Below are 23165 nucleotides of genomic sequence, written 5' to 3' on the forward strand. Positions count from 1 at the left end.
GTGCACGATGGGGCCATCGGGGTACGTCAATGAGGAGGTACGGCCATGGCGGAGACGACCACGGGCATCGGCGCGGAGAACATCAGCGCCGAATCCATCAGGGAAGCGGCCGTCGAGGCGGCGCTCGCCGAGCTCGACCTGGACACCAAAGCCCGGCTGCTCGGCGGCCAGGACATGTGGTCCCTGCCCGCGCTGCCGGAGATCGGGCTGAGCTCCCTGGTCATGTCCGACGGTCCCATCGGCGTCCGCGGCGTCCGCTGGACCGCCGACGACCCGTCCGTCGCCCTGCCGTCGCCGACCGCGCTCGCCGCCGCCTGGGACCCCGCGCTCGCCCGCCGCGCCGGCCGCCTCCTCGCGCAGGAGGCCCGCCGCAAGGGCGTCCACGTCCTCCTCGCGCCCACCGTCAACCTGCACCGCACGCCGCTCGGCGGCCGCCACTTCGAGGCGTACAGCGAGGACCCGTACCTCACCGGCGAGATCGGCACCGGCTACGTCCAGGGCGTCCAGGACGGCGGCGTCGGCACCACGGTCAAGCACTTCGTCGCCAACGACGCCGAGACCGACCGCTTCACCGTCGACAACAAGATCGCCGCGCGCCCCCTCCGCGAGCTCTACCTCGCCCCCTTCGAGGCCATCGTCAAGAACGCCCACCCCTGGGGCATCATGACCGCCTACAACCAGGTCAACGGCGTGACGATGACCGAACACCGCCACCTCGTCAACGAGGTCCTGCGCGGCGAGTGGGGCTTCGACGGCTACAACGTCTCCGACTGGATGGCCGCCCGCTCCACCACCGGCGACATCGAGGGCGGCCTCGACGTCGCCATGCCCGGCCCCGTCACCGTCTACGGCGAGGCCCTCGCCGCCGCCGTCCGCGCCGGCGAGGTCGAGGAGTCCACCGTCGACGCGGCCGTACGCAACGTCCTGCGGCTCGCCGCCCGCGTCGGCGCCCTTGAAGGCGCCCCGGCGGTCGTCACCGAGCACCCGGCCGCCATCGACGGCGACGCCCTCGCCCGCGAGATCGCCCGCCGCGGCTTCGTCCTCGTCCGCAACGAGAACGCGGCCCTGCCCCTGAAGAGCGGCACCGTCGCCCTCTCCGGCGCCGGCGCCCGCGACGCCCGCGTCCTCGGGGGCGGCTCCGCCCAGGTCTTCCCCGAGCACATCGTCTCCCCGCTCGCCGGCCTCACCGCCGCCCTGCCCGACGGCGCCCTCACCTTCACCATCGGCGCCGACCCCAGCGACGAACTCGCCCCCGCCGATCAGGGCTTCACCCTCCGCGCCCGCTGCCGCGACGCCGAGGGCCGACTCCTCGGCGAGGGCTCCCTGCCCAACGGCCAGGTCCAGTGGATCGGCGACGACCTGCCCGCCGGCGTCACCCACGACACCCTCGCCTCCATCGAGGTCCTCGGCACCTTCACCCCGCGCGAATCCGGCGAGCACGCCTTCGGCACCCGCGGCCTCGGCGCCTTCACCCTCTCCGTCGGCGGCGTCACCGTCTTCGACGGCGTCCAGGTGATGGGCCCCGAGAGCGACCCCTTCGAGGCCTTCTTCGGCTCCCCGGTCGAGCGCGCCAAGGTCGCGCTCACCGCGGGCGAGACCGTCGAGGTCTCCCTGCGCCACACCCTGAGCAAGGAGTTCGCGGCCCCGCTGGCGGCCGTCATGTTCTCCTTCGTCCACCTCGGTCCGCGCCGTGACCCCGACGAACTGATCGCCGAAGCCGTCGAGGCCGCCCGCGCCGCCGACACCGCCGTCGTGGTCGTCGCCACGACCGAGCGCGTCGAGTCCGAGGGCTTCGACCGCAAGGACCTCGCCCTGCCCGGCCGCCAGGACGAGCTCGTCCGGGCCGTCGCCGCCGCCAACCCGAACACCGTCGTCGTCGTCAACGCCGGCTCCCCGGTCGAGATGCCGTGGCGCGAGGACGTGGCCGCGATCCTGCTCAGCTGGTTCCCCGGCCAGGAGGGCGGCGACGCCCTCGCCGACGTCCTCACCGGCGCCGAGGAGCCGGGCGGCCGCCTCCCCACCACCTGGCCCGCCGTCCTCGCCGACGTCCCCGTCACCGAGGTCACCCCCACCGAGGGCGCCCTCGACTACACGGAGGGCGTCTTCATCGGCTACCGCGCCTGGGACAAGGCCGGCGCCGTCCCCGCGTACGCCTTCGGCCACGGCCTCGGCTACACCACCTGGGCGTACGACTCCCTGACCGCCGGCCAGGAGACGGTCACCGTCCGGCTCACCAACACCGGCGACCGCACCGGCCGCGAGGTCGTCCAGATCTACCTGGCGCCCGCCGCCACTGTGCCGATGGGCGCGCAGAGCGCGACCCACGAGCGCCCGGTGCGCTGGCTGGTCGCCTTCGCGAGCGTCGAGGCCGCGCCCGGCGAGACCGTCGAGACCGAGATCGCGCTGCCCCGCCGCGCCTTCGAGATCTGGGACGAGGAGAAGAACGACTGGGCCTTCGTCCCCGGCCTCTACGAGGTCGTGGCCGCGCACTCCCTGACGGACGCGCGCCTGACCGCCACCCTGGAGATCTGACCGCGCGATCCCCCCGACCGGGCCCCGGGACGGCACCTGACAACCGTCCCGGGGCTCCTCACTCCTTCGTGATCCGCCGGTACGCGAGCTCCGCGAGCCGCGCCTGGCCGTCCCTGCTCGGATGGAACCAGTCCCACGGGCTCAACTGCCCGCCGTCGAAACGGAAACCGAAGACCGCCCCGTCGTCGTACCGGCAGCGCTCGTCCTCGGCGCAGACCTCCTCCAGGACCCTGTTGTACGCCACCACCCGCGCCCGCACCGTCGTCCGCCGCCGCTCCGCCGCCGGACCCAGGTCCTCCGCGTCCGCCAGCATCGAGCCGCAGATCCCCAGCTTCCACGCCCTCAGACCCGCCGGGCTGAGCCGCCCGGTCGACCACAGGTGCTTCAGGTCCGGCACGCTCGACACGTACACCTGCGCCTTCGGCGCGCCCGCCCGCAGCCGGGCGAGCGCCGTCTCGAAGGACAAGCGGAAGTCCGCGACCGGGGTCATGAGTTCCGGCGTGGGCCGGCAGGCGTCGTTGGCGCCCATCATCACCGTCACGAGCTCCGGCTTCTCGGCCGCCGCCCCCGCCATCTGCTCCGGCAGCTCCGCCATCCGCGCCCCCGTCCGCGCCAGGTTCCAGCTGCGGGCGGCCACCTTCTCCGGTCCGAGCAGCCGCAGCGCCAGGCTGTTGACGGCCCTGTCCGTCCCGGTCGCCCAGGACACCTCGGGGCAGTCCGCCAGGACCGCGCAGGCGTCGAAGGCGCGGGTGACGGAATCGCCGACCGCGGCGACGGAGCCGGGGGAGACGTCCCACAGGGACGTCGGACTGGGCGCGGGCTTCGGAGTCGGCGTGGACTTCGGAGTCGGCGTCGGAACCGGAGCCACCGCGTCAGGCCCTTCGGCCGTACAGCCGAAGAGAACCCCCGCGCACAACAGCGCCGCCGTGGCACGGAAAGTGACACGGCGTGCGGTACGGAAAGTGCCTCGACCGCGCATCCCCGGGCCCTCCTTCGGCGTCCTGCCGGGTGAAAGGTTCGTGTCCACCGGCTTCCGGACCGACCGTACGTCACACCGATGACGGTGCGGCACGGTAGCTTTTCCCCCGTCGAACCAGAGGCGCCTTCGCCGACGGGCTCCGGTAAATTACCTCACGTCACATACTGTCCCCTTTTTGATGGTTTGCGACGTTTTACTCCCGGATGCTGTTAACTGAGGCCGCTGGGAAGGCGAACCTCGTCCCACACTGGAGGTCCCGGTGACGACACGTGGAGTCCTGTACGTACACTCCGCACCGCGCGCGCTGTGCCCGCACGTCGAATGGGCGGTCGCGGGTGTCCTCGGTGTGCGGGTCCAGCTCGACTGGATCCGCCAGCCGGCGTCCCCCGGCACCTGGAGAGCCGAGTTCTCCTGGAAGGGGCAGACCGGCACCGCCTCCAGACTCGCCTCCGCGCTGCGCGGCTGGCAGATGCTCCGCTTCGAGGTGACCGCGGAACCCTGCCCCACCGCCGAGGGCGAGCGCTACAGCGCCACCCCCGACCTGGGGATCTTTCACGCCGTCACCGGCATGCACGGGGACATCCTGATCCCCGAGGACCGGCTGCGCGCCGCCCTGGCGCGTTCCCTCCAGGGCGAGACACAGCTGGAGGCCGAGGTCGCCAAACTCCTCGGCAAGCCCTGGGACGACGAACTGGAGCCCTTCCGGTACGCGGGCGAGGGCGCCCCGGTCCGCTGGCTTCACCAGGTCGTCTGATGGGCTTCACCCGCGCGTCGTAGAAGGGGACGTGGGCGACGGCCGCACCGTCCGGCCTGTCGTACGCGACGGCCTCCTCGTCACCTTCGCCGAGAGCGCCGCGACGACGCCGAACCGGCTCGTCGCGCACGCCCTGAAGGACGGCCGGCCGGCAGGGGTGCACAAGGACGACGGCCAGTTGATGGCCTTCGCCGCCGCGCCCGGCGGCCGCGTCGTCCTCAACCAGGTCCTGGTCGCGGGCGAACCGGCCGCGCTCGCCCTGCGCTGACCCGGACCACGACGAAGGCCCGCCCCCGGTGCCGGGGGCGGGCCTTCGTCGTCAGGCGTGGATCAGACGTGACGTCAGATCGTGCGGAACGCCAGGACCACGTTGTGGCCGCCGAAGCCGAAGCTGTTGTTGATCGCGGCGATCGTGCCCTGGGGGAGCTCGCGGGGCTCGCCGCGGACGATGTCCGCGTCGACCTCGGGGTCCATGTCGTCGAGGTTGATCGTCGGCGGGGCCAGGCGGTTGTGGAGCGCCAGGACCGTCGCGACGGTCTCGATGCCGCCCGCGCCGCCCAGGAGGTGACCGGTCATCGACTTGGTCGCGGAGATCGCGACGTGGTCGAGGTCGTCGCCCAGGACCTTCCGCAGCGCCTTGATCTCGGCGACGTCACCCTGCGGCGTCGACGTGGCGTGCGCGTTGAGGTGGACGACCTCGGACGGCTTGAGGTCCGTCGAGTCGAGCAGGTTCTGCATCGCGGCGGCGATGCCCCGGCCGGTCGGCTCGGGCTGCGCGATGTGGTGGCTGTCGGCCGACAGGCCCTGGCCGAGGACCTCGCAGTAGATGCGCGCGCCGCGCGCCTTCGCGTGCTCCTCGGACTCCAGGATCACGACGCCCGCGCCCTCGCCGAGGACGAAGCCGTCCCGGCCGGTGTCGTACGGACGCGAGGCCTTCGTCGGCTCGTCGTTGTTCTTGGACATCGCCATCATGTTGGCGAAGGCGGCGATCGGCAGCGGGTGGATCGCGGCCTCGGTACCGCCGGCCACGACCACGTCGGCCCGGCCGGTACGGATCATCTCGACCGCGTAGCCGATGGCCTCGGCACCCGACGCGCACGCGGAGACCGGGGTGTGGACGCCCGCCCGGGCGTTCACCTCCAGACCCACGTTGGCGGAGGGGCTGTTCGGCATGAGCATGGGCACGGTGTGCGGGGAGACGCGGCGAACGCCCTTCTCCTTCAGCACGTCGTACTGGTCGAGCAGCGTGGTGACACCGCCGATGCCGGAGGCGATGACGGAACCGAGCCGCTCGGGCGCGATCTTGGCGCCCGACGCGTCAGCGTCTGATGTCTCAGCGCCGGCGGGGGCGGTGTAGCCCGCGTCGGCCCAGGCCTCGCGGGCCGCGATCAGCGCGAACTGCGCCGAGCGGTCCAGCTTGCGGGCGAGCGGGCGGGGCAGGACGTCACCGGGTTCGACGGCGATCGACGCGGCGATCTTGACGGGCAGCTCCGCGAAGCGCTCGCCCTCCAGGGGCCTCACGCCGGAGCGCCCCGCGAGAAGGCCTTCCCAGGTCGACGCGGAGTCGCCACCCAGCGGTGTGGTTGCGCCGATACCGGTAACGACCACGGTGCGATTGGTCGAGCTCACAGGAATTCGTTCTCCATGTGTGTGATGGTCGGAATACGGCGCCACCGCCGGGTGGCGGACCGAGTCAGCAGGGGCCGAATCAGGCCTGGTGCTTCAGGATGTAGTCGGCAGCGTCGCCGACCGTCTTGAGGTTCTTGACGTCCTCGTCCGGGATCTTGACCTCGAAGCGCTCTTCGGCGGCGACGACGACCTCGACCATGGACAGGGAGTCGACGTCCAGGTCGTCGGTGAAGGACTTGTCCCACTGGACGTCCTCGGTCGGGATGCCGGCGATCTCGTTGACGATCTCAGCGAGACCCTCGACGACCTGCTCCTGGGTGAAGGCCATGGTGGCGCTCCTTCTGTGATTGCTTCGGTAAAAGGGCTTCCGGAAGGATCCGGGTGCCTAGGGGAGGGTAACGACCGTCGCGGCGTAGACGAGACCCGCCCCGAAGCCGATGACGAGCGCGGTGTCGCCGCTCTTCGCCTTTCCGGTCGCCAGGAGCCGCTCCATTGCGAGCGGGATCGAGGCGGCCGAGGTGTTGCCGGTGGTCTCCACGTCACGGGCGACCGTGACGTGCTCCGGCAGCTTCAGAGTCTTCACCATCGAGTCGATGATCCGCATGTTCGCCTGGTGCGGGATGAAGACGTCCAGGTCGTCCGCCGTGATGCCGGCGGCGTCCAGGGCCTGCTGGGCGACCTTCGCCATCTCGAAGACGGCCCAGCGGAAGACCGCCTGACCCTCCTGCGTGATGGCGGGGAACTTGATCTCGCCGGCCTCGTTGAGGGGCAGCTTCGAGACGTCGCCGACGTGGAACTCGTTCCACGGCACGGTCTGCTTGATCGTCTCGGACTTGTCGCCCTCGGAGCCCCAGACGGTCGGGCCGATGTGCGGCTCGTCCGAGGGGCCGACGATCACGGCACCGGCGCCGTCGCCGAACAGGAAGGCCGTCGCGCGGTCCTCCAGATCCGTCAGGTCGCTGAGCCGCTCCACGCCGATGACGAGGACGTACTCCGCGGAACCCTCGACGATCATGCCCTTGGCGAGGGTCAGGCCGTAGCCGAAGCCCGCGCAGCCGGCGGAGATGTCGAACGCGGCCGGGTTCCCGGCGCCGACCTTGTCGGCGATCTCGGTGGCCACGGCCGGGGTCTGCTTGAAGTGCGACACCGTGGAGACGATGACGGCACCGATCTGCTCCGGGGTGATACCGGCGTCGGCGATGGCCTTGCCGGAGGCCTCCACCGACATGGCGGTGACGGTCTCCTCCGGGGAGGCCCAGTGGCGGGTGGAGATGCCGGAGCGCGAGCGGATCCACTCGTCGGACGAGTCGATCGTCTCGAGGATCACCTCGTTCGGCACGACCCGGGTCGGACGGTAGCCGCCGACACCCAGGATCCGCGCGTACGGGGCGCCCTTGCTGGGCTTGATCTTCGACATGCTTCTCGACACTCCTTCTCAGACGGCCGCGTGCTGGGCGATGAGCGTACGGGCCGCGTCGAGGTCGTCGGGGGTCTTGAGGGCGACCGTGGCCACGCCCGGCAGGGCGCGCTTGGCGATGCCGGTGAGGGTGCCGCCGGGGCATACCTCGATCAGGGCGGTCGCGCCGAGCTCCTGGAAGGTCTCCATGCACAGGTCCCAGCGGACCGGGTTCGCGACCTGGCCGACCAGGCGCGCGAGGACCTCGGCGCCGGTGGCGACGGTCCGCCCGTCCTTGTTGGAGACGTACGTCACGGCCGGGTCCGCCGGGGACAGCTCGGCGGCCGCCTCCTCCAGCTTCGCCACCGCGGGCGCCATGTGGTGCGTGTGGAACGCGCCGGCGACCTTGAGCGCCACGACCCGGCGCACGCCCTCCGGCTTGTCCGCGTCCAGGGCGGCCAGCTGCTCCAGCGTGCCGGCGGCCACGATCTGGCCCGCGCCGTTCACGTTGGCCGCGGTCAGGCCGAGCTTCTCCAGGTGCGGGACGGTCACCTCGGGGTCGCCGCCGAGCAGCGCCGACATGCCGGTCGCGGTGACCGCGGCGGCCTCGGCCATCGCGAGACCACGGGTGCGTACGAGACGCAGCGCTGCGGTGTCGTCGAGGACGCCCGCGAACGCGGCGGCGGTGAACTCGCCGACGCTGTGACCGGCGACGACGCCGGGCGTCACGTCACCGAGGGCCGCCGCCGAGAGCAGGCCGGCGGCGACGAGCAGCGGCTGCGCCACGGCGGTGTCACGGATCTCGTCCGCGTCGGCCTTCGTGCCGTAGTGAACGAGGTCGAGCCCGATGGCCTCGGACCACGCCGCGATGCGGTCGGAGGCACCGGGGAGTTCGAGCCAGGGAGTCAGGAAGCCGGGCGTCTGGGCGCCTTGGCCGGGAGCGACGAGTACGAGCACCCTCACACTCTCTCTTGCGGACGGCTCCCGGCGCCCGTGAGGACAAGGACGAAGAACCGTCGGGGGAATTGTTGGTCTTCGACAAAAGTCTAGGACTGGGTATCCCCGTCGGCCAAGCGCCCCAGAATGAGTGCGATCCGCAGCGTGAACGCCGAGCGGACATCGGAGGGTGACCACCCGGTGACGTCGGTCACACGTCGAAGCCGGTAGCGCACGGTGTTGGGGTGCACGAACAACATCCGCGCCGCGCCTTCGAGGCTGCTCGCCTGCTCCAGGTAGACACTCAGCGTCTCCAGGAGCGCCGAGCCCGCCTCCTCCAGCGGTCTGTAGATCTCCTCCACCAGCTGGTCGCGGGCCGAAGGGTCGGAGGCGATGGCGCGCTCCGGGAGGAGATCGTCCGCCAGGACCGGACGGGGCGCGTCCTGCCAGGCGGTGCAGGCCTTGAGACCGGCCGCCGCGGCCTGCGCGGAGCGGGTCGCCGCCAGCAGGTCGGGGACGACGGGACCGGCCACGACCGGCCCCTGCGCGTACGGGCCGATCAGCGACTTCGCCACGGCGAGCGGATTGTCGTTCCCGCCGGCGATGACGACGAGCCGGTCGCCGAGGACACCGGTGAGGACCTGGAGCTTGGCGTGCCGCGCGGCCCGCCGGATCGCCTCCACGGTCAGCTCGCTGTCCCCGTCGGGGGCGGTGCCGAGGATCACGCAGACGTGATCCGGAGAGTTCCAGCCGAGGGCGGCGGCCCGGGAGACGGCACCCTCGTCGGCCTCGCCGGAGAGCACCGCGTTCACCACGAGCGACTCCAGGCGCGCGTCCCACGCGCCCCGGGCCTCGGCGGCCTGCGCGTACACCTGGGCGGTGGCGAAGGCGATCTCCCGGGCGTAGACGAGCAGCGCCTCCCGGAGCACGGACTCGTCGCCGGGGGCGGCGACCTCGTCGATCGCCGACTCCATGACCTCGATCGTGGTGCGGACCATCTCCACGGTCTGGCGCAGGGTGATGGCCCGGGTCAGCTCGCGGGGCGCGGTACCGAAGACGTCCGTCGAGATCGCCTGCGGCGTCTCGGGGTGCCGGAACCACTCGGTGAACGCGGCGATACCGGCCTGGGCGACCAGACCGATCCACGAACGGTTCTCCGGCGGCATCGCCCGGTACCACGGCAGCGTCTCGTCCATGCGGGCGATGGCGCCGGCGGCGAGCCTCCCGGAGGACTGTTCGAGGCGCTTCAGGGTCGCGGCGTGCGGATGAGCGGCGTTCGTGGGTTCTGGCACGGGGACAAGACTGCCTTATCAGGGCGCCGACATGCGGGGGCGGGGCGGATTCGCCTGCGGCGACCCGGCCGGTCGGAGTGGGCTCCGACCCCGGCGACCGGGCCGGATGCGGGGCCGGTCACGCTCCGGCGGTCCCGACGGGGCCCGGGGCCCGGCGGTCCCGACGGGGCCCGGGGCCCGTGCCGGATACCGTAAGGGCGTGACGCGTATCCAGCGGGCAGCCACGCGGTACCCCGGAGGGGATTCCACGGCCGGCATCGAGACCCGGCACGCCTTCTCCTTCGGGTCGCACTACGACCCCGACAACCTCCGCTTCGGCGCGCTCCTCGCCTGCAACGAGGAGCGGCTCGCGCCCGGCGCGGGCTTCGACGAGCATCCGCACAGCCACACCGAGATCGTCACCTGGGTCGTCGAGGGCGAGCTCACCCACCACGACACGGCCGGTCACACCACGGTCGTCCGCCCCGGCGACCTGCAGCGGCTCGGCTCCGCCGGGGGCGTCCGGCACGTCGAGCGCAACGACGCCGACGTGCCCCTGGTCTTCGTGCAGATGTGGCTCGCGCCGCTGGTGCCGGGCGGGGAGCCCACGTACGAGGTGGTGCGCGCGCTCGACGGCGCGTACGACCTGCCGGAGGCGGACGCGCGGCTGCACGTCCTGCGTACGGCGGCCGGCGAGCGCACCGACGTACCGGCCGCCGACTTCGCGTACGTCCACCTGGTCAGGGGGACGGTCCGGCTCGACGGCGACGGCGACGGCGACGGCGACGGTGACGGCGGCGAGCTCGGTCCCGGCGACGCCGCCCGGATCACCGATGCCGAAGGCCGCACCCTCGTCGCGACGACCGATGCGGAGGCCCTGATCTGGGAGATGAAGGACTGGCGCAAGGGCCTGGGCTGAGCCTTCAGGCGAGCGCGCTCTTCGCCTTCCACTGCGCCCAGCTCAGGTTCCACGCCCCGTAGCCGTTGCCCTCCGCGACCGTGCCCTTGGTGTCGCGGCCGGTGATCTCGAAGGGGTCGCCGACGTTCACCTGGGCGTAGAACGACGAGGCGTTCCCGTCGCTCATGCCGATGCAGCCGGAGCTCTTGTTGGCCTTGCCGAAGTACGCCGCGTTCCACGGGGCCGCGTGCGCGTACATGCCCGACCAGGTCAGCCGCATCGAGTAGTCGACCATCTTGTCGTAGGCGTCGCCGAGGCCCACCGTCTCCGAGTTCATGTTGATGGTGCCCTCCTTCGCCATCAGGACGGCCGTGCCCCGCCAGGACCGCTTGTCGCCGCCCGGGGTGCCGCCGGAGACGGGGATCGTGCGCACCGCGCGACCGTCCCGCTCCAGGGTCAGCTTCTGCCGGTCCAGGTCGACCTTGACGACCTGCGCGGCGCCGACGGTGAAGCCGGTCCTGTAGTCCCGTACGAACCAGCCGCCGCCCGAGTCGGTGCCGTCGAGGTCCGCTTCCAGGGTGACCTTCGTGCCCGGCTTCCAGTACTCCCGGGGTCGCCAGTCCGCCCGGTCACGGCCCGAGTAGTCCTTCACCCAGCCCCAGGAGCCCTCGGTGGCGTTCGACGTGGTGACCTTCAGCTGCCGCTCCACGTCCGCCTTCCGCGTCACCGGCAGGTCGAAGACGATCGACAGGGGATGCCCGACGCCCACCGTCGTGTTCTTGCCGGGCGCCAGGGTCAGCTTGTTGACCTCCTCCGGCTCCGGCGTCGCGAAGGAGGACCGGGTGGTGGCCTCCTTGCCGTCGGCGGTACGGGAGGTCACCTCCACCGTGTACGAGGTGCCCGGCACCGCCTTGCGGTCCGACGTCCAGCTCGTCCCGCCCGAACTCGTACGCCCGGTGAGGACCACGCCCTCCGCGTCGGCGACCTTCACCGTCGCGAGCGTGCCGCCCGAGGCGGTCACCGAGACCGGCCGACCGGCCACCGGGTCCACGACCGTCACCTGCGCCGGGGACGCCGCCGATGTCGGGGCCTGCGACGTCGACGAGCCGCCGGGGCCGCTCGCCGCCTGGGCGGAGCAGGCGGTGAGCGAGACGCCCAGCGCGACGGCCGCGAGCACGGAACGGGACGGACGGGTCGAGCGGGTCGATGACGACGTGCGTATCGGCAGCACGGAAGACCTCCGCGGTGAGGGAAGAAGGTGGGATGTTCCGGACTGTAAGCCGCCCGGCCGTCCCGCGGGCCGCCGGAGACCCGTATGACAAGGCCTGCGGCGGAACGGTCACCGTCCGGTCACAATGACCGTGCGCTTCCGTCGAATTCGGCTGTGAGCCTGCTGTGCGCCCCACCACCGAGGGGCGGAACCAGGAGGCTCCCGTTGTGTCAGCGCTGCTCGTGACGGCCGCACCCACCGACCGCCGCGCCCCCGCGGGCCCGGTCAGGCTCGGCCCCGTGACCCCCGAGACGTACCGCGCGTTCCTCGCCTCCCGCGCCACCGGCGCGGACGGACCCAGCTTTCTCCAACTCCCCTCCTGGGCACAGGTGAAGGACGGGTGGAGCCACCAACTCGTCGGCTGGGGGCCGGAGTCCGGCGAACTCACGGGCGTCGCCCTCGTCCTGCTCCGCCAGTTCCCCGGCACCCGCAAGTACTTCGCCTATCTCCCCGAGGGACCCGTCGCCGACTGGTCCGACCCTGACATGGACGGCTGGCTCGCCCCGCTCCTCGCGCACCTCCGCGCCTCCGGCGTCTTCGCCGTACGCATGGGCCCCGGGCCCGCGTACCGCCGCTGGAGCGCCGCCACCGCCAAGGCCGCCACCGGCCCCGGCCGCCGCCTCGCCGACGTCCTCGCCGACGAGGTCGACCCGCTCGGCACCGTCGTCGCCGAACGCCTCCGCGCCCGCGGCTGGCGCAAGTGCGGCGGCGACTCCGAGAACGGCGCCGACGCCCAGCCCCGGCACGTCTTCCAGGTCCCGCTCGCCGGCCGCTCCACCGACGACCTCTGGTCGGGCCTCAACCAGGAGTGGCGGCGCAACGTCCGCAAGGCCGGCAAGTCCGGCGTGGAGATCACCATCGGCTCCGCCGCCGACCTGCCCGAGTTCTACCGGCTGCTCCGCATCACCGAGGAGCGCGACGGCTTCCGCCTCGGCCGCTCCCTCGCCTACTACGAGCGCCAGTACGCCGTCCTCAACGCCGAACAGCCCGGCCGCATGCGGCTCTACCTCGCCCGCCACGAAGGCGAGATACTCGCGGCCCACACCATGGTCACCGTCGGCGCCCGCGTCTGGTACCAGACCGGAGCCTCCGCCGACCACCGCCGCGAGGTCCGCCCCTCCAACGCCCTCCAGTGGCGCATGATGCTCGACGCCCACGCCCTCGGCGCCGCCGTCTACGACCTCCGCGGGGTACCCTCCACCCTCGATCCGGGCGACCGCGCCCACGGGCTCCTGCGCTGGAAGCTCGGCACGGGCGGACAGGTCGTCGAGACGCTGGGGGAGTGGGAGATTCCGATGCACGGCACGACCAACCAGGCGCTGTTCCGCGCCTTCCAGGCATATCTGGCCCGCCGGTGACGAGCCCGGCCGCCACGCTCACCGCAGAGCGCCCGAAGACGAAGGCCCCCTCCGCGCTCCGCAGCGGCGCGCTCATGGCGGCCGGCTCGCTCGTCTCCCGCGTCACCGGCTTCGTCCGGGCCTCCTTCGTCGCCGCCGCGCTCGGCGCGGGCTTCGTCGCCGACGGCTACGCGGTGGGCAACTCCGTCCCCACCATCATCTACATGCTGCTCCTCGGCGGCGCCCTCAACGCCGTCTTCGTCCCCGAACTGGTCAAGGCCGCCAAGGAACACGAGGACGGCGGCGTCGCCTACACCGACCGGCTCCTCACCCTCTGCGCGCTCGCCCTCACCGTCCTCACGGCGGCCGCCGTGTTCGCGGCGCCTCTGATCGTCGACACGTACACCGACTACACCGGCGCGCAGCGGGAGATGACGGTCGCCTTCACCCGGGCCTGCCTCCCGCAGATCTTCTTCCTCGGCCTCTTCACCCTCCTCGGCCAGGTCCTCAACGCCCGCGGCCGGTTCGGCGCCATGATGTGGACCCCGGTCCTCAACAACGTGGTCCTCGTCGCCGTCTTCGGCCTCTTCCTCGTCGTCGGCGACGGCGGGGAGCTCACCTCCGGCGAGACCGCCCTCCTCGGCTGGGGCACCACCGCCGGCATCGCCGTCCAGGCCCTCGCCCTCGTGCCCTCGCTGCGCGCCGCCGGCTTCCGCTGGCGCCCCCGCCTCGACTTCCGCGGCAGCGGCCTCGCCGCGCCGCTGCGCGCCGCCGGCTGGCTCGTGCTGCTGGTCCTCACGAACCAGGGCGCGTACTGGGTGACCACCTGGGTCGCCACCTCCGCCGGCTCCGACACCTCGGGCGGCGGCGGCCTCGCCGCGTACAACAACGCCTATCTGCTCTGGACCGTCCCGCACGGCATCATCACCGTCTCCCTCGTCACCGCGCTGGTGCCCCGGATGAGCGGCGCCGCCGCCGACGGCGACCTCGCGGGCGTCCGCCGGGACGTCGCCTACGCGCAGCGGACCAGCGCGGCGGCGGTCGTCCCGGCGGCCTGCGCGCTCCTCGCCCTCGCCGTCCCGCTGATGACGGTGGTCTTCCGGTACGGGGCGACCGACGGCGACGACATCCGCGCGATGTCCTGGATCCTGATGGCCTTCGCGCCCGGCCTCGTCGCCCTCTCCGGCCAGTACGTGTGCACCCGTGCCTTCTACGCCCTGCGGGACACCCGGACGCCGTTCCTCCTCAATCTGGTGATCGCCGGCCTCAACGCCGGGCTCTCCCTGGCCGCGTACCACTACCTCCCGACGCACTGGGCCGTCGCGGGCATGGCCGCGGGCTACTCGCTCGCCCTGTGGGCAGGCTGGGCCCTCACCGCGTACGTCCTCGGGCGCCGGCTGCGGGGCACCGCGGGCGGGGCGACCCCCGGGGAGAGCGGCGGCGCGGGCTCCGCGCTCGCGCGGCTCCTCGTCGCCGCCGTGCCCGCTGCCGGGTACGGCCTGTTCGTCGCCGATCTGACCGACCTGACCGGCTTGACCGGCGCGGCCGGTGCCGTCGTCGCCGGGCTCGCCGGCGGCCTCGCCGTCCTCGCCGTCTTCGCCCTGCTCGCCCGCCCCCTCCGCCTCGTCGAGGTACAGGCCCTCCTCGCCACCGGCACCACCCGCCTCCGGGCCCTCACCAACCGGGCCTGACCTCACCGCCCCCCGCCCCGGGGAGGCTCCGAACGACCCTGGGATACTCCACAGATGCCCCGCGTGCTCCTCATAGAAGACGACCCCTCCGTCCGCGAGGGCGTCGAGCTCGGGCTGCGCCGCCGCGGGCACGAGGTGCGGACCGCGGCCACCGGGGAGGCGGGACTCGCCGCCCTCGGGGAGTTCCGGCCGGACCTGCTCCTCCTCGACCTGATGCTCCCCGGCATGAACGGCGTCCAGGTCTGCCACCGCGTCCGGGAGAGCAGCCAGCTGCCGATCATCATGCTCACCGCCCGCGGCGACGACTTCGACGTCGTCATCGGCCTGGAGGCCGGCGCCGACGACTACATCGTCAAGCCCGCCCGTACCGAGGTCATCGAGGCGCGGATACGGGCCGTGCTGCGGCGGATCGAGGAGCCCGGCGCGGGCCGCCCGGGCGTCGAGTTCCACGGGCAGCTCGCCGTCGACCGGGCCGGGCTCACCGTCGCCAAGGCGGGGGAACGCATCGCCCTCGCCCCCTCCGAACTGAAACTGCTGCTCCACCTCACGGCCGCCCCCGAGCAGGTCTTCAGCCGACAGCAGCTCCTCGAACACGTCTGGGAGCACAGCTACCACGGCGACGCCCGACTGGTCGACGCCTGCGTCCGGCGCCTCCGCAACAAGATCGAGGACACCCCCGGCGAACCCCGCTACATCCAGACCCTGCGCGGCTTCGGCTACCGCTTCGGACCCCTGTGAAGACGCGTGTGGGCCCGGCACCGGAGGCCGGGCACCAGCAGTCCGCGGCCCTCGGACCCGAGCCGGCCCCCCGCCGGCGGCGGCGGGCCCGCGGCCCCCGACCGCGCCCCTTCGGCCTGCGCACCCGGCTCGTCCTCGCGTTCCTGCTCGTCGCCGCCGTCGGCTGCGGCACCACCGCCGCCCTCACCTACCGGGCCGCCCGCAACGCCATCCTGGAGCAGACCCAGAACACCGCCGTCTCCGCCTTCCGCGAGCAGGTCGAGGCACTCAACATCACCCTGCCCCTCGAAGCCGAGACCCTGCGGAGTCACGCCCTCCAGATCGCCGGCCAGGGCAAGCCCCGCCCCTGGCGCGTCTACACCGAGTACGGCACCCTCCGCGTCTCCTCCACCGACCGCCCCACCTCCTCCGTCATCACCCCCGAGCTGCGGGCGCGTGCCAAGGCGTCCGAAGCCGCCCCGCACGGCACCTTCCAGCGCGTCGTCAAGAACGGCACCCCGTACCTGACCATGGCGGTCCCCGCCGCCTTCTACGCCTTCTCGGCCGAGGACAGACCTCAGCCCACCGGCCTCGTCTACTACGCCGTCCTGGAACTCGACGAGGAGGAGGCGAACGTCGAGGCCATGGTCACCGCCGCCCGCGACGGCGCGCTGCCCGCCCTCGCCATCGCCCTGATCCCCGCGCTCATCGCGTCGCGCGGCGTCCTCCGCCCCGTACGGGAGCTGCGGATCGCCGCCCACAACATGGGCCGCGGCCGGCTCGACACCCGGATCCACGCCAAGGGCAGCGACGAACTCTCCGACCTCGCCCGCACGTTCAACGAGTCCGCCGCCGAGCTCGAACGGTCCGTCGCCGAACTCCGCAGCGCCGAGGCCCGCGCCCGCCGCTTCGCCTCCGACGTCTCGCACGAACTGCGCACCCCGCTGGCCGGCATGCTCGCCGTCACCGAGGTCCTCGACGAGGACGCCGACGCCGGGACGCTCGACAGCGACACCGCCCGCGCCGTCCGGCTGGTCAGCGCCGAGACCGGCCGGCTCGCCGTCCTCGTGGAGGACCTGATGGAGATCTCCCGCTTCGACGCGCGCGCCGCCGAACTCCACACGGACGAGGTCGACGCCGCCGACTGCGTCCGCAAGACGCTCCAGAACCGGCACTGGACCGACCCCGCGTCCGTCGTCCCGTACCTCGCCCCCGGCATCAGGGCCCGCCTCGACCCGCGCCGCTTCGACGTCGTCGTCGCCAACCTCGTCGGCAACGCCCTGCGGCACGGCGGGGCGCCGGTGACCGTCCGGGTGTACGAGGAGGGGGACCACTTCGTGACGGAGGTCGCCGACCGGGGTCCTGGCATCCACCCGGACGTCCTGCCGCACGTCTTCGACCGCTTCTACAAGGCGGACCAGGCCCGGACGCGCTCGGCGGGCAGCGGGCTCGGCCTCGCGATCACCCTGGAGAACGTCCACCTGCACGGAGGCACCGTGGAGGCCGCCAACCACCCCGACGGCGGTGCCGTCTTCACCGTGCGGATGCCGCTGTGACCCGCCACAGGACAGCAGCCGTGACCCGCCGCCGGCCGGCCGCCGGGCCTCGCAGGCCGGCCGCCGTGACCCGCCGCCGGGCCGCCGCCGCGGCCCTCGCCGGGCTCCTGTCGCTGACCGCGTGCGGCATCCAGGGGAGCGACGTCGTCGAGGCGGGCGGCGCCGCGACCGTCCTGGTCGCGCCGAACCCGGAGTCCCGGATGCTGCTGTACTTCGTCGGCCCGGACGGGCGCTCCATGCCGGTGGCCCGTGACGTCGGGTTCGGGGGCCCGGAGACCACGTTCGCGTCCGGCCACCCGGGAGACGATCAGGTCCCTTACGACGGATTCGGACCCGGCTACGAGGTCGACGAGGCCGTCCTGCGCGCGTCGCGCGTCGTCAGCGACAAGGTGCTCGCCGCGCTCCTCGCCGGACCGAACCAGGCCGAGGCCGCCGCGGGCCTGACCACCGCCCTGCCGCGCGGCGCCGGCGTCCCGCACGTCCAGGTGGAGAAGTCCGGCGGCACGCAAGGCCGCCGCCTGCTGCGCCTGCGGGCCCCGTTCAAGGTCACCGACCTGCCGGCGACGGCCGTCCGCCAGCTGGTGTGCACGACCGCCTACGCGGAGGACCGGCTCGGCCTGGCGGAGGTGGCCGTCACCGGCGCGGACGGAGCCCTGCCCCCGACCACCTGCGGCGACACCCTGTAGGGGTGTCGTGCCGATCAGGAAGAGCGTCAGGAAGCGCGTCAGGAAGCGCGCAGGTCCGCGAGGACCGCGTCCGTGAACGGCGGCCAGGCCTCGACCGCCCACGGCCCGAACGGCCGGTCCGTGAGGGCCACGCACGCGGCGCGCGCGTCCGGGTCGACCCACAGGAAGGTCCCCGACTGACCGAAGTGCCCGAAGGTGCGCGGCGAGGACGTGGCGCCCGTCCAGTGCGGGGACTTGCCGTCGCGGATCTCGAAGCCGAGCCCCCAGTCGTTCGGCCGCTGGTGCCCGTAACCGGGCAGGATGCCGGTCAGACCGGGGTACGTGACGGTCATCGCGTCGACGACGGTCCGGGCGTCGAGCAGCCGCGGCGCCTGCACCTCGGCGGCGAACCGCACCAGGTCGTCGACGGTCGACACGCCGTCCTTGGCGGGCGAGCCCTCCAGGGTCGTCGCGACCATGCCGAGGGGCTCCAGGACCGCCTGGTGCAGATACTCGGCGAAGGGGATGTCGGTCGCCTTCGCGACGTGGTCGCCGAGCGCCTCGAAACCGGTGTTGGAGTAGATCCGGCGGGTGCCGGGCGCCGCCATGACCCGGTTCTCGTCGAAGGCGAGCCCCGACGTGTGGGCGAGCAGATGGCGGACGGTCGCGCCCTCGGGCCCGGCCGGCTCGTCGAGGTCGATCGCCCCCTCCTCGAACGCGACGAGGACGGCGTACGCCGCGAGCGGCTTCGTGACCGAGGCGAGCGGGAAGCGCCGCCCGGTGGGGCCGTACGACCCGGCCAGGGTGCCGTCCGCCCGGACGACGGCGGCGGCCGCGGTGGGGACGGGCCAGTTCTCGATCGACGCCAGACTCGGCACGCTGCTGCTCTGCATGGGGCCGAGCCTACTTGCTTCGAGTGCACTCCAACGTTTTAGCGTGGGGGCATGAGCGTGATCGCGAGCACGGCCACCAGCACGGCCACGAGCTACACCATCAGCGAGGTCGCGGCCCTGACCGGCCTCTCGGCGCACACCCTGCGCTGGTACGAGCGGATCGGCCTCATGCCGCACGTCGACCGCTCGCACACCGGGCAGCGCCGCTTCAGCGAGCGCGACCTCGGCTGGCTGGGCTTCGTCGGCAAGCTGCGGCTGACCGGCATGCCGGTCGCCGACATGGTCCGGTACGCCGAACTCGTCCGCGAGGGCGATCACACCAGGGACGAACGGCGCGAGCTCCTGGAGACCACCCGGCGGGACGTCCTCGCCCGGATCACCGAGCTCCAGGACACGCTCGCCGTGCTCGACATCAAGATCAGCCATTACGGGACCGTCTGCGGAGGTACACCCACATGACCAGGATCGACACCGTACGGCTCGGCGGCCGGGCCGTCGGCGGCCGCGGCCCGGAGATCGGCGTCCAGGGCTTCGGTGCCATGGGCATCAGCGAGTTCTACGGCGACACCGACGAGGCCGCCGCGCGCGACACCCTCGACGCGGCCCTGGAGGCCGGCGTCACCCTGATCGACACGGCCGACATCTACGGGAACGGCGCCAACGAGGAGTTCCTCGCGCCCTTCGTCGCCGCCCACCGCGACGAGATCACCCTCGCCACCAAGTTCGCCATCGAGCGGCGCGCCGACGACCCGTCGTACCGCGCCGTCCGCAACGACCCGGCGTACATCAAGCGGGCCGCGGAGGACAGCCTGCGCCGCCTCGGCGTCGAGACGATCGACCTCTACTACATGCACCGGCGCGACCCGGAGATCCCGTTCGCCGAGTCCGTCGGCGCCATGGCCGAGCTCGTCCAGGAGGGCAAGGTCCGCTTCCTGGGGCTGAGCGAGGTGACCGGGCCCGAGCTGCGCGAGGCCCACGCGGTGCACCCGATCGCCGCCCTCCAGTCGGAGTGGTCGCTCTTCTCCCGGGACGTGGAGCGCAGCGCCGTCGGTGCCGCCGCCGAGCTCGGTGTCACCTTCGTGCCGTACTCGCCGCTCGGCCGGGGCTTCCTGACGGGGGCGTTCGCGGACGCCGCCAAGGACCTGTCGGGCGGCGACTTCCGCCAGTACCAGCCGCGGTTCACCGGCGAGAACGCGGAGCGGAACGCCGCCCTGCTCGACCCGGTCCGGAAGGTCGCCGCCGCGCACGGCGCCACTCCGGCGCAGATCGCCCTCGCCTGGGTGCAGCAGCGGTCCGCCGTGCACGGCCTGACGGTCGTCCCGATCCCCGGCACCCGCAAGCGCTCCCGCCTGGAGGAGAACGCGGCCGCCACCCGGATCACGCTCACCCCGGCCGAGCTGGCCGAACTGGAGCCGATCGCGGCCCTGGTGGCGGGCGACCGGTACCCGGACATGAGCGCCACCTCCCTGGCCCGCGAGGTCTGACGCCTCGCTCACGCGAGCCCCAGGGCGAAGACCCCGAAGCCGGCCGCAAGCAGCCCCGCGAGGACGCGGCGGGCCGGCCCGGTCTTCGCCCACGGGGACTCGAAGCCCCGCGCGAACCGCCCGATCAGGACGAGCAGTCCGGCGAAGACCGGCATCCACGCCAGCCGGGCCAGGATCCAGCCGACCGAGTCCGGCGTGCCGACCAGGCCGGGGATCTCCCCGAGGTACGAGCCGGGGATCGCCGCCGCGAGCATCGCCGTCTGGTGCCAGCACAGGATCGTCATCGCGGACAGGTTGACCACCACGACCGGCGCCCACAGCGCGGGCCGCTTCAGGAGCCGGCCGAGCCGGCCGCGGAGGAGGATCGCGGCGCCGCTCTGGGCGGCGGCGAGGGCGAGGACGAGCAGCGACGGCGGGTGCGAGTTGGTGCGGGCCTCGCCGGGGACGCCGACCATGGACGCCGGGTAGCCGAACCAGACGAGCAGGGCGGTGAAGAGCGCGGCACCGCCGAGCAGCAGCGCCCAGGCGTGGCGCCGGGTGACCCGGCCCTCGCCCCACGAGACGCCGAGCTGATAGGCGAAGAGCCAGCCGGGCAGGATGTTCAGGAGGCTCAGCCACGACGGCACGGCGTCGGCGTACGGCCCGTAGCGGAGGAAGTCGACGACGGCGACCGAGGCGAACAGCGGAGCCGCCGCCCAGACCCCGAGGCGACGGGCGACCCGGACGCAGTACGGGGTGAGCGCGGTGACCACCGTGTAGACGCCGACGAACCAGAGCGGCTGGACGACCAGTGTGGACGCCGTCCGCAGGCTGTCGACGGGCACTCCGAGGCCGAAGTGGAGCAGCGGGAGCAGCGCCGCCCACACGGCGGTGACGCCGAGCACGGGGCGGCCGAGCCGGGCGAGGCGCCCCTTGAGCCACTCGCCCGTGGAGCCCTTCCGCCGCCGGTAGGAGAGGACGGAGGCGTAACCGCCGACGAGGAAGAAGATTCCCAGCATCTGGAGGACCCAGCTGACCGGGGCGAGCCCGGCGAAGGTGCCCAGGGGGCTCGCGTTGTGGATCGCGCCGTCGGAGGAGAGGGTGAAGCCGCCGAGGAGCCAGTGCCCGGTGGGCACGGCGAGCAGGGCGAGGGCGCGGAGCCCGTCGATCGCCCGGTCGCGGTGGGCGGGAGTCCCGGATTCGATCGTCGAGACCGTCTTCGAGGCCGTCTTGCGGACCGTCGTCGTCAGCGTGCTCATCGGACGTCTCCCGCGGCGATCGCGGCGAACGTGCGCAGGGAGCTGGTGCCGGCCGCGAAGTAGCCGCCGTGGCCGGTGGCGTCCTCGGCCGGGACCCGACGGGCCCCGAAGGCCGGGTCGGTGGGGTCGGCGCCGTGTCCGAGCCCCGCGACCTCGACGTTCGGGATCCGGTCGATCCAGTCGGTGGGGTCCTTCGCCGCCCAGACGCGGGCGGAGGTGCCGAGCTCGGCGACGTTCTCCGCGCGCATCCCGGGCGAGCCGAAGACCACGAGGTCCTTCGCCTTGAGGTCGTGGGCGGCGAGACCGCAGACGACGGAGCCGTAGCTGTGGCAGAACACGGACGGCTCGGCTGCCCTGGCGGGCCGGACGGCCGCGAGACCGTCCACGAACCGGGTGAGGCGGTCCGCCCCGGCCTCGGCGAGCCGGCCGGTGGCCGCGTCCAGGCCGACGCCGACGGGGGTGGTGTACCCGGCCCAGGCGACGACCGCCGTCCGGCCGCCGGTCGCCCGGTGCAGGGCGCGCGCCATGTCCGCGAGCGGCGTGACGTGGTCGGTGTCGGTGTCGGAGCCGGGCACGATCACGGCGACCCGCTCGGCCCGCGCCAGGTCCCCGTACACGAGGGCGACCTGACCCCGGCCGCGCGGATCGTGCGCCAGGACCCGCGCTCCGGCGAACCGGCCGTGCGTGGCACGGTCGTTGGCCTCGTACCGCAGGGCCAGGGGTGCGCCGTCGAGGTTCCCGACGACCGTGGGGTGCGTGCGGGCCAGTTCACTCCGTCGTACGGGAGCGAGTCCCGCGAAGTACCGCGCGGTCTCGTCAGGGCTCATCCGCTCGGGGTCCGGCAGCCCCGCATCCCGCCAGGCCCCCGTCCCGGCGGGGGCGCCGGTGACGGCCTCCTGGGCGTCCCCGGACGCCCAGCCGGCCGTCCCGGCGATCGCGGTGGCCACGACGGCCACGGTGGTCAGGGTCCTCGCAAAGCGGCGCATGGGGTCGCCCTCCCTCTCCGGTTCTCGCTCTTTCGTCGGCGAGAGGAAGGTAGGAAGACGACGGGTGACGGCACGTCACACCGGGGAGCCAACCACGGGTTGATACCGGGGTAGGGGGTGGAGGAGCAGCCGACCCCCTGGCGGGGGTGGGGATTTCCCGGTGGGGATATCCCCCGGTCCCGTGGGCGGACGGACTCAGGTCGTGCCGGGGGTCACCAGGCCGGACTCGTACGCGAAGACCACGGCCTGCGCGCGGTCGCGCAGGTCCAGCTTGGCGAGCACCCGCCCGATGTGTGTCTTCACCGTCTGCTCCGCGAGGACCAGGTGGTCCGCGATCTCCTGGTTCGACAGGCCCCGGGCGATCAGCTCCAGGACCTCCGTCTCGCGCGGGGTGAGGCCGTTCAGGCGCAGCGCGGTGGTGTCCCGGCGCGGGGCGGGCCGGGACGCGGCGAAGTCGGCGATGAGGCGGCGGGTCACGGACGGGGCGAGCAGTGCCTCGCCCGCCGCCACGATCCGTACCGCCGCGATGAGATCGGCGGGCGGCGCGTCCTTCAGGAGGAAGCCCGACGCGCCCGCGCGCAGCGCCTCGTACACGTAGTCGTCCACGTCGAAGGTGGTCAGCATCAGCACCTTCGGCCGGTGCGTGACGCCGGTCGGCGGGTGGAGGATCTCGCGGGCCGCCGCGAGCCCGTCCAGCTCCGGCATCCGTACGTCCATCAGCACGACGTCCGGATGTGTCGAACGGGCCACGTCCACGCCCTGCCGCCCGTCCGGCGCCTCGCCCACCACGTCGATGTCGGGCTGGGCGGCGAGCAGCGCGGCGAAACCGGCCCGCACCATGGCCTGGTCGTCGACGATGATCACGCGGATGGTCACTCGGGGTCCTTGGGGGTCGGGGGCGAGGTCAGGGTCGGGCTCGGGCTCGGGGGCGGG

Annotated in this window: 22 protein-coding genes; 11 read left to right on the plus strand and 11 right to left on the minus strand. The window is 73.1% G+C overall.

The window, feature by feature from the left end; all coding sequences use genetic code 11:
* The first annotated feature begins 45 nt into the window (after nt 1-45).
* A complete protein-coding gene (locus tag ACIBG6_RS12265; protein ID WP_399222506.1) occupies nt 46-2532 on the plus strand; it encodes a glycoside hydrolase family 3 protein in 2487 nt (828 codons plus the stop codon).
* A gap of 58 nt (nt 2533-2590) precedes the next feature.
* On the opposite strand, the gene ACIBG6_RS12270 is transcribed toward ACIBG6_RS12265, so the two are convergent.
* Complete coding sequence (locus ACIBG6_RS12270; RefSeq protein WP_399222507.1) at nt 2591-3511, minus strand: SGNH/GDSL hydrolase family protein; 921 nt, start codon at nt 3509-3511, stop codon at nt 2591-2593.
* Nucleotides 3512-3770: 259 nt separating this feature from the next.
* Here ACIBG6_RS12270 and ACIBG6_RS12275 point away from each other — a divergent pair, with 259 nt between their 5' ends.
* Complete coding sequence (locus ACIBG6_RS12275; RefSeq protein WP_384561553.1) at nt 3771-4265, plus strand: DUF3145 domain-containing protein; 495 nt, start codon at nt 3771-3773, stop codon at nt 4263-4265.
* 31 nt (nt 4266-4296) lie between these two features.
* Entirely contained in the window at nt 4297-4533 is a 237-nt protein-coding gene (locus ACIBG6_RS12280) for a hypothetical protein (RefSeq protein ID WP_399222508.1), read from the plus strand.
* 74 nt (nt 4534-4607) lie between these two features.
* On the opposite strand, the gene fabF is transcribed toward ACIBG6_RS12280, so the two are convergent.
* From fabF to fasR, 5 genes are all read right to left on the minus strand, one after another.
* Entirely contained in the window at nt 4608-5894 is a 1287-nt protein-coding gene (fabF, locus tag ACIBG6_RS12285) for a beta-ketoacyl-ACP synthase II (protein WP_399222509.1), read from the minus strand.
* A gap of 79 nt (nt 5895-5973) precedes the next feature.
* Nucleotides 5974-6222: an acyl carrier protein gene (locus ACIBG6_RS12290; RefSeq protein WP_399222510.1), complete on the minus strand. Its 249-nt coding sequence runs from the start codon at nt 6220-6222 to the stop codon at nt 5974-5976.
* Nucleotides 6223-6279: 57 nt separating this feature from the next.
* Complete coding sequence (locus ACIBG6_RS12295) at nt 6280-7311, minus strand: ketoacyl-ACP synthase III (protein WP_399222511.1); 1032 nt, start codon at nt 7309-7311, stop codon at nt 6280-6282.
* A gap of 18 nt (nt 7312-7329) precedes the next feature.
* Nucleotides 7330-8247, minus strand: coding sequence for an ACP S-malonyltransferase (locus tag ACIBG6_RS12300; protein WP_399222512.1), 918 nt, complete (start codon nt 8245-8247; stop codon nt 7330-7332).
* An 89-nt stretch (nt 8248-8336) separates the two neighbouring features.
* On the minus strand, nt 8337-9518 hold the full coding sequence (gene fasR / locus ACIBG6_RS12305; RefSeq protein ID WP_317594685.1) for a fatty acid biosynthesis transcriptional regulator FasR: 1182 nt from the start codon (nt 9516-9518) through the stop codon (nt 8337-8339).
* 199 nt (nt 9519-9717) lie between these two features.
* Here fasR and ACIBG6_RS12310 point away from each other — a divergent pair, with 199 nt between their 5' ends.
* Nucleotides 9718-10416 carry a pirin family protein gene (locus ACIBG6_RS12310; protein ID WP_399222513.1) on the plus strand — a complete coding sequence of 233 codons (699 nt, stop codon included), beginning with the start codon at nt 9718-9720 and terminating at the stop codon, nt 10414-10416.
* 4 nt (nt 10417-10420) lie between these two features.
* On the opposite strand, the gene ACIBG6_RS12315 is transcribed toward ACIBG6_RS12310, so the two are convergent.
* Complete coding sequence (locus ACIBG6_RS12315) at nt 10421-11626, minus strand: Ig-like domain-containing protein (RefSeq protein ID WP_399222514.1); 1206 nt, start codon at nt 11624-11626, stop codon at nt 10421-10423.
* Between the two features lie 206 nt (nt 11627-11832).
* On the opposite strand from ACIBG6_RS12315, the gene ACIBG6_RS12320 reads away from it, so the two are divergent.
* The 5 genes from ACIBG6_RS12320 to ACIBG6_RS12340 are packed head-to-tail and all read left to right on the plus strand — an operon-like array spanning nt 11833 to nt 17652.
* Nucleotides 11833-13023 (plus strand): lipid II:glycine glycyltransferase FemX, encoded by a 1191-nt coding sequence (locus ACIBG6_RS12320; RefSeq protein WP_399222515.1) that lies wholly within the window; start codon nt 11833-11835, stop codon nt 13021-13023.
* Nucleotides 13020-14693 (plus strand): murein biosynthesis integral membrane protein MurJ, encoded by a 1674-nt coding sequence (murJ, locus tag ACIBG6_RS12325; protein ID WP_399222516.1) that lies wholly within the window; start codon nt 13020-13022, stop codon nt 14691-14693. The genes ACIBG6_RS12320 and murJ overlap by 4 nt, the downstream gene beginning before the upstream one ends.
* 54 nt (nt 14694-14747) lie before the next feature.
* Nucleotides 14748-15431 carry a response regulator gene (locus ACIBG6_RS12330; protein ID WP_399222517.1) on the plus strand — a complete coding sequence of 228 codons (684 nt, stop codon included), beginning with the start codon at nt 14748-14750 and terminating at the stop codon, nt 15429-15431.
* An 8-nt stretch (nt 15432-15439) separates the two neighbouring features.
* Nucleotides 15440-16966, plus strand: coding sequence for an ATP-binding protein (locus ACIBG6_RS12335; protein WP_399222518.1), 1527 nt, complete (start codon nt 15440-15442; stop codon nt 16964-16966).
* Nucleotides 16967-16986: 20 nt separating this feature from the next.
* Nucleotides 16987-17652, plus strand: a complete 666-nt coding sequence (locus ACIBG6_RS12340; protein ID WP_399222519.1) for a hypothetical protein — start codon at nt 16987-16989, stop codon at nt 17650-17652.
* Between the two features lie 38 nt (nt 17653-17690).
* Here the strand turns inward: ACIBG6_RS12340 and ACIBG6_RS12345 are convergent, their stop codons facing one another.
* Complete coding sequence (locus ACIBG6_RS12345) at nt 17691-18509, minus strand: serine hydrolase domain-containing protein (protein ID WP_399222695.1); 819 nt, start codon at nt 18507-18509, stop codon at nt 17691-17693.
* 66 nt (nt 18510-18575) lie between these two features.
* Here ACIBG6_RS12345 and ACIBG6_RS12350 point away from each other — a divergent pair, with 66 nt between their 5' ends.
* Nucleotides 18576-18983 carry a MerR family transcriptional regulator gene (locus ACIBG6_RS12350; protein WP_399222520.1) on the plus strand — a complete coding sequence of 136 codons (408 nt, stop codon included), beginning with the start codon at nt 18576-18578 and terminating at the stop codon, nt 18981-18983.
* Complete coding sequence (locus ACIBG6_RS12355) at nt 18980-20008, plus strand: aldo/keto reductase (RefSeq protein WP_399222521.1); 1029 nt, start codon at nt 18980-18982, stop codon at nt 20006-20008. Before ACIBG6_RS12350 ends, ACIBG6_RS12355 begins: the two co-directional genes overlap by 4 nt.
* An 8-nt stretch (nt 20009-20016) precedes the next feature.
* Here the strand turns inward: ACIBG6_RS12355 and ACIBG6_RS12360 are convergent, their stop codons facing one another.
* The 3 genes from ACIBG6_RS12360 to ACIBG6_RS12370 all read right to left on the minus strand — a co-directional run bounded on the left by ACIBG6_RS12360 (nt 20017) and on the right by ACIBG6_RS12370 (nt 23108).
* Nucleotides 20017-21246 carry an acyltransferase gene (locus ACIBG6_RS12360; RefSeq protein WP_399222522.1) on the minus strand — a complete coding sequence of 410 codons (1230 nt, stop codon included), beginning with the start codon at nt 21244-21246 and terminating at the stop codon, nt 20017-20019.
* On the minus strand, nt 21243-22232 hold the full coding sequence (locus ACIBG6_RS12365; RefSeq protein WP_399222523.1) for an alpha/beta hydrolase: 990 nt from the start codon (nt 22230-22232) through the stop codon (nt 21243-21245). Before ACIBG6_RS12365 ends, ACIBG6_RS12360 begins: the two co-directional genes overlap by 4 nt.
* A 195-nt stretch (nt 22233-22427) precedes the next feature.
* Nucleotides 22428-23108 (minus strand): response regulator transcription factor, encoded by a 681-nt coding sequence (locus tag ACIBG6_RS12370; RefSeq protein ID WP_317594663.1) that lies wholly within the window; start codon nt 23106-23108, stop codon nt 22428-22430.
* Nucleotides 23109-23165: the final 57 nt, after the last annotated feature.

Origin of the sequence: Streptomyces sp. NPDC050842 (assembly GCF_044456565.1) — a bacterium.
In the GTDB taxonomy this organism is placed as follows: Bacteria; Actinomycetota; Actinomycetes; order Streptomycetales; family Streptomycetaceae; genus Streptomyces.

What these genes read in the sequence shown, in the direction of transcription:
- ACIBG6_RS12265 (WP_399222506.1), top strand. Translation starts at nt 46, where the DNA reads ATGGCGGAGACGACCACGGGCATCGGCGCGGAGAACATCAGCGCCGAA.
- ACIBG6_RS12270 (WP_399222507.1), bottom strand. Translation starts at nt 3,511, where the DNA reads ATGCGCGGTCGAGGCACTTTCCGTACCGCACGCCGTGTCACTTTCCGT.
- ACIBG6_RS12290 (WP_399222510.1), bottom strand. Translation starts at nt 6,222, where the DNA reads ATGGCCTTCACCCAGGAGCAGGTCGTCGAGGGTCTCGCTGAGATCGTC.
- ACIBG6_RS12295 (WP_399222511.1), bottom strand. Translation starts at nt 7,311, where the DNA reads ATGTCGAAGATCAAGCCCAGCAAGGGCGCCCCGTACGCGCGGATCCTG.
- ACIBG6_RS12330 (WP_399222517.1), top strand. Translation starts at nt 14,748, where the DNA reads ATGCCCCGCGTGCTCCTCATAGAAGACGACCCCTCCGTCCGCGAGGGC.
- ACIBG6_RS12350 (WP_399222520.1), top strand. Translation starts at nt 18,576, where the DNA reads ATGAGCGTGATCGCGAGCACGGCCACCAGCACGGCCACGAGCTACACC.
- ACIBG6_RS12355 (WP_399222521.1), top strand. Translation starts at nt 18,980, where the DNA reads ATGACCAGGATCGACACCGTACGGCTCGGCGGCCGGGCCGTCGGCGGC.
- ACIBG6_RS12360 (WP_399222522.1), bottom strand. Translation starts at nt 21,246, where the DNA reads ATGAGCACGCTGACGACGACGGTCCGCAAGACGGCCTCGAAGACGGTC.
- ACIBG6_RS12365 (WP_399222523.1), bottom strand. Translation starts at nt 22,232, where the DNA reads ATGCGCCGCTTTGCGAGGACCCTGACCACCGTGGCCGTCGTGGCCACC.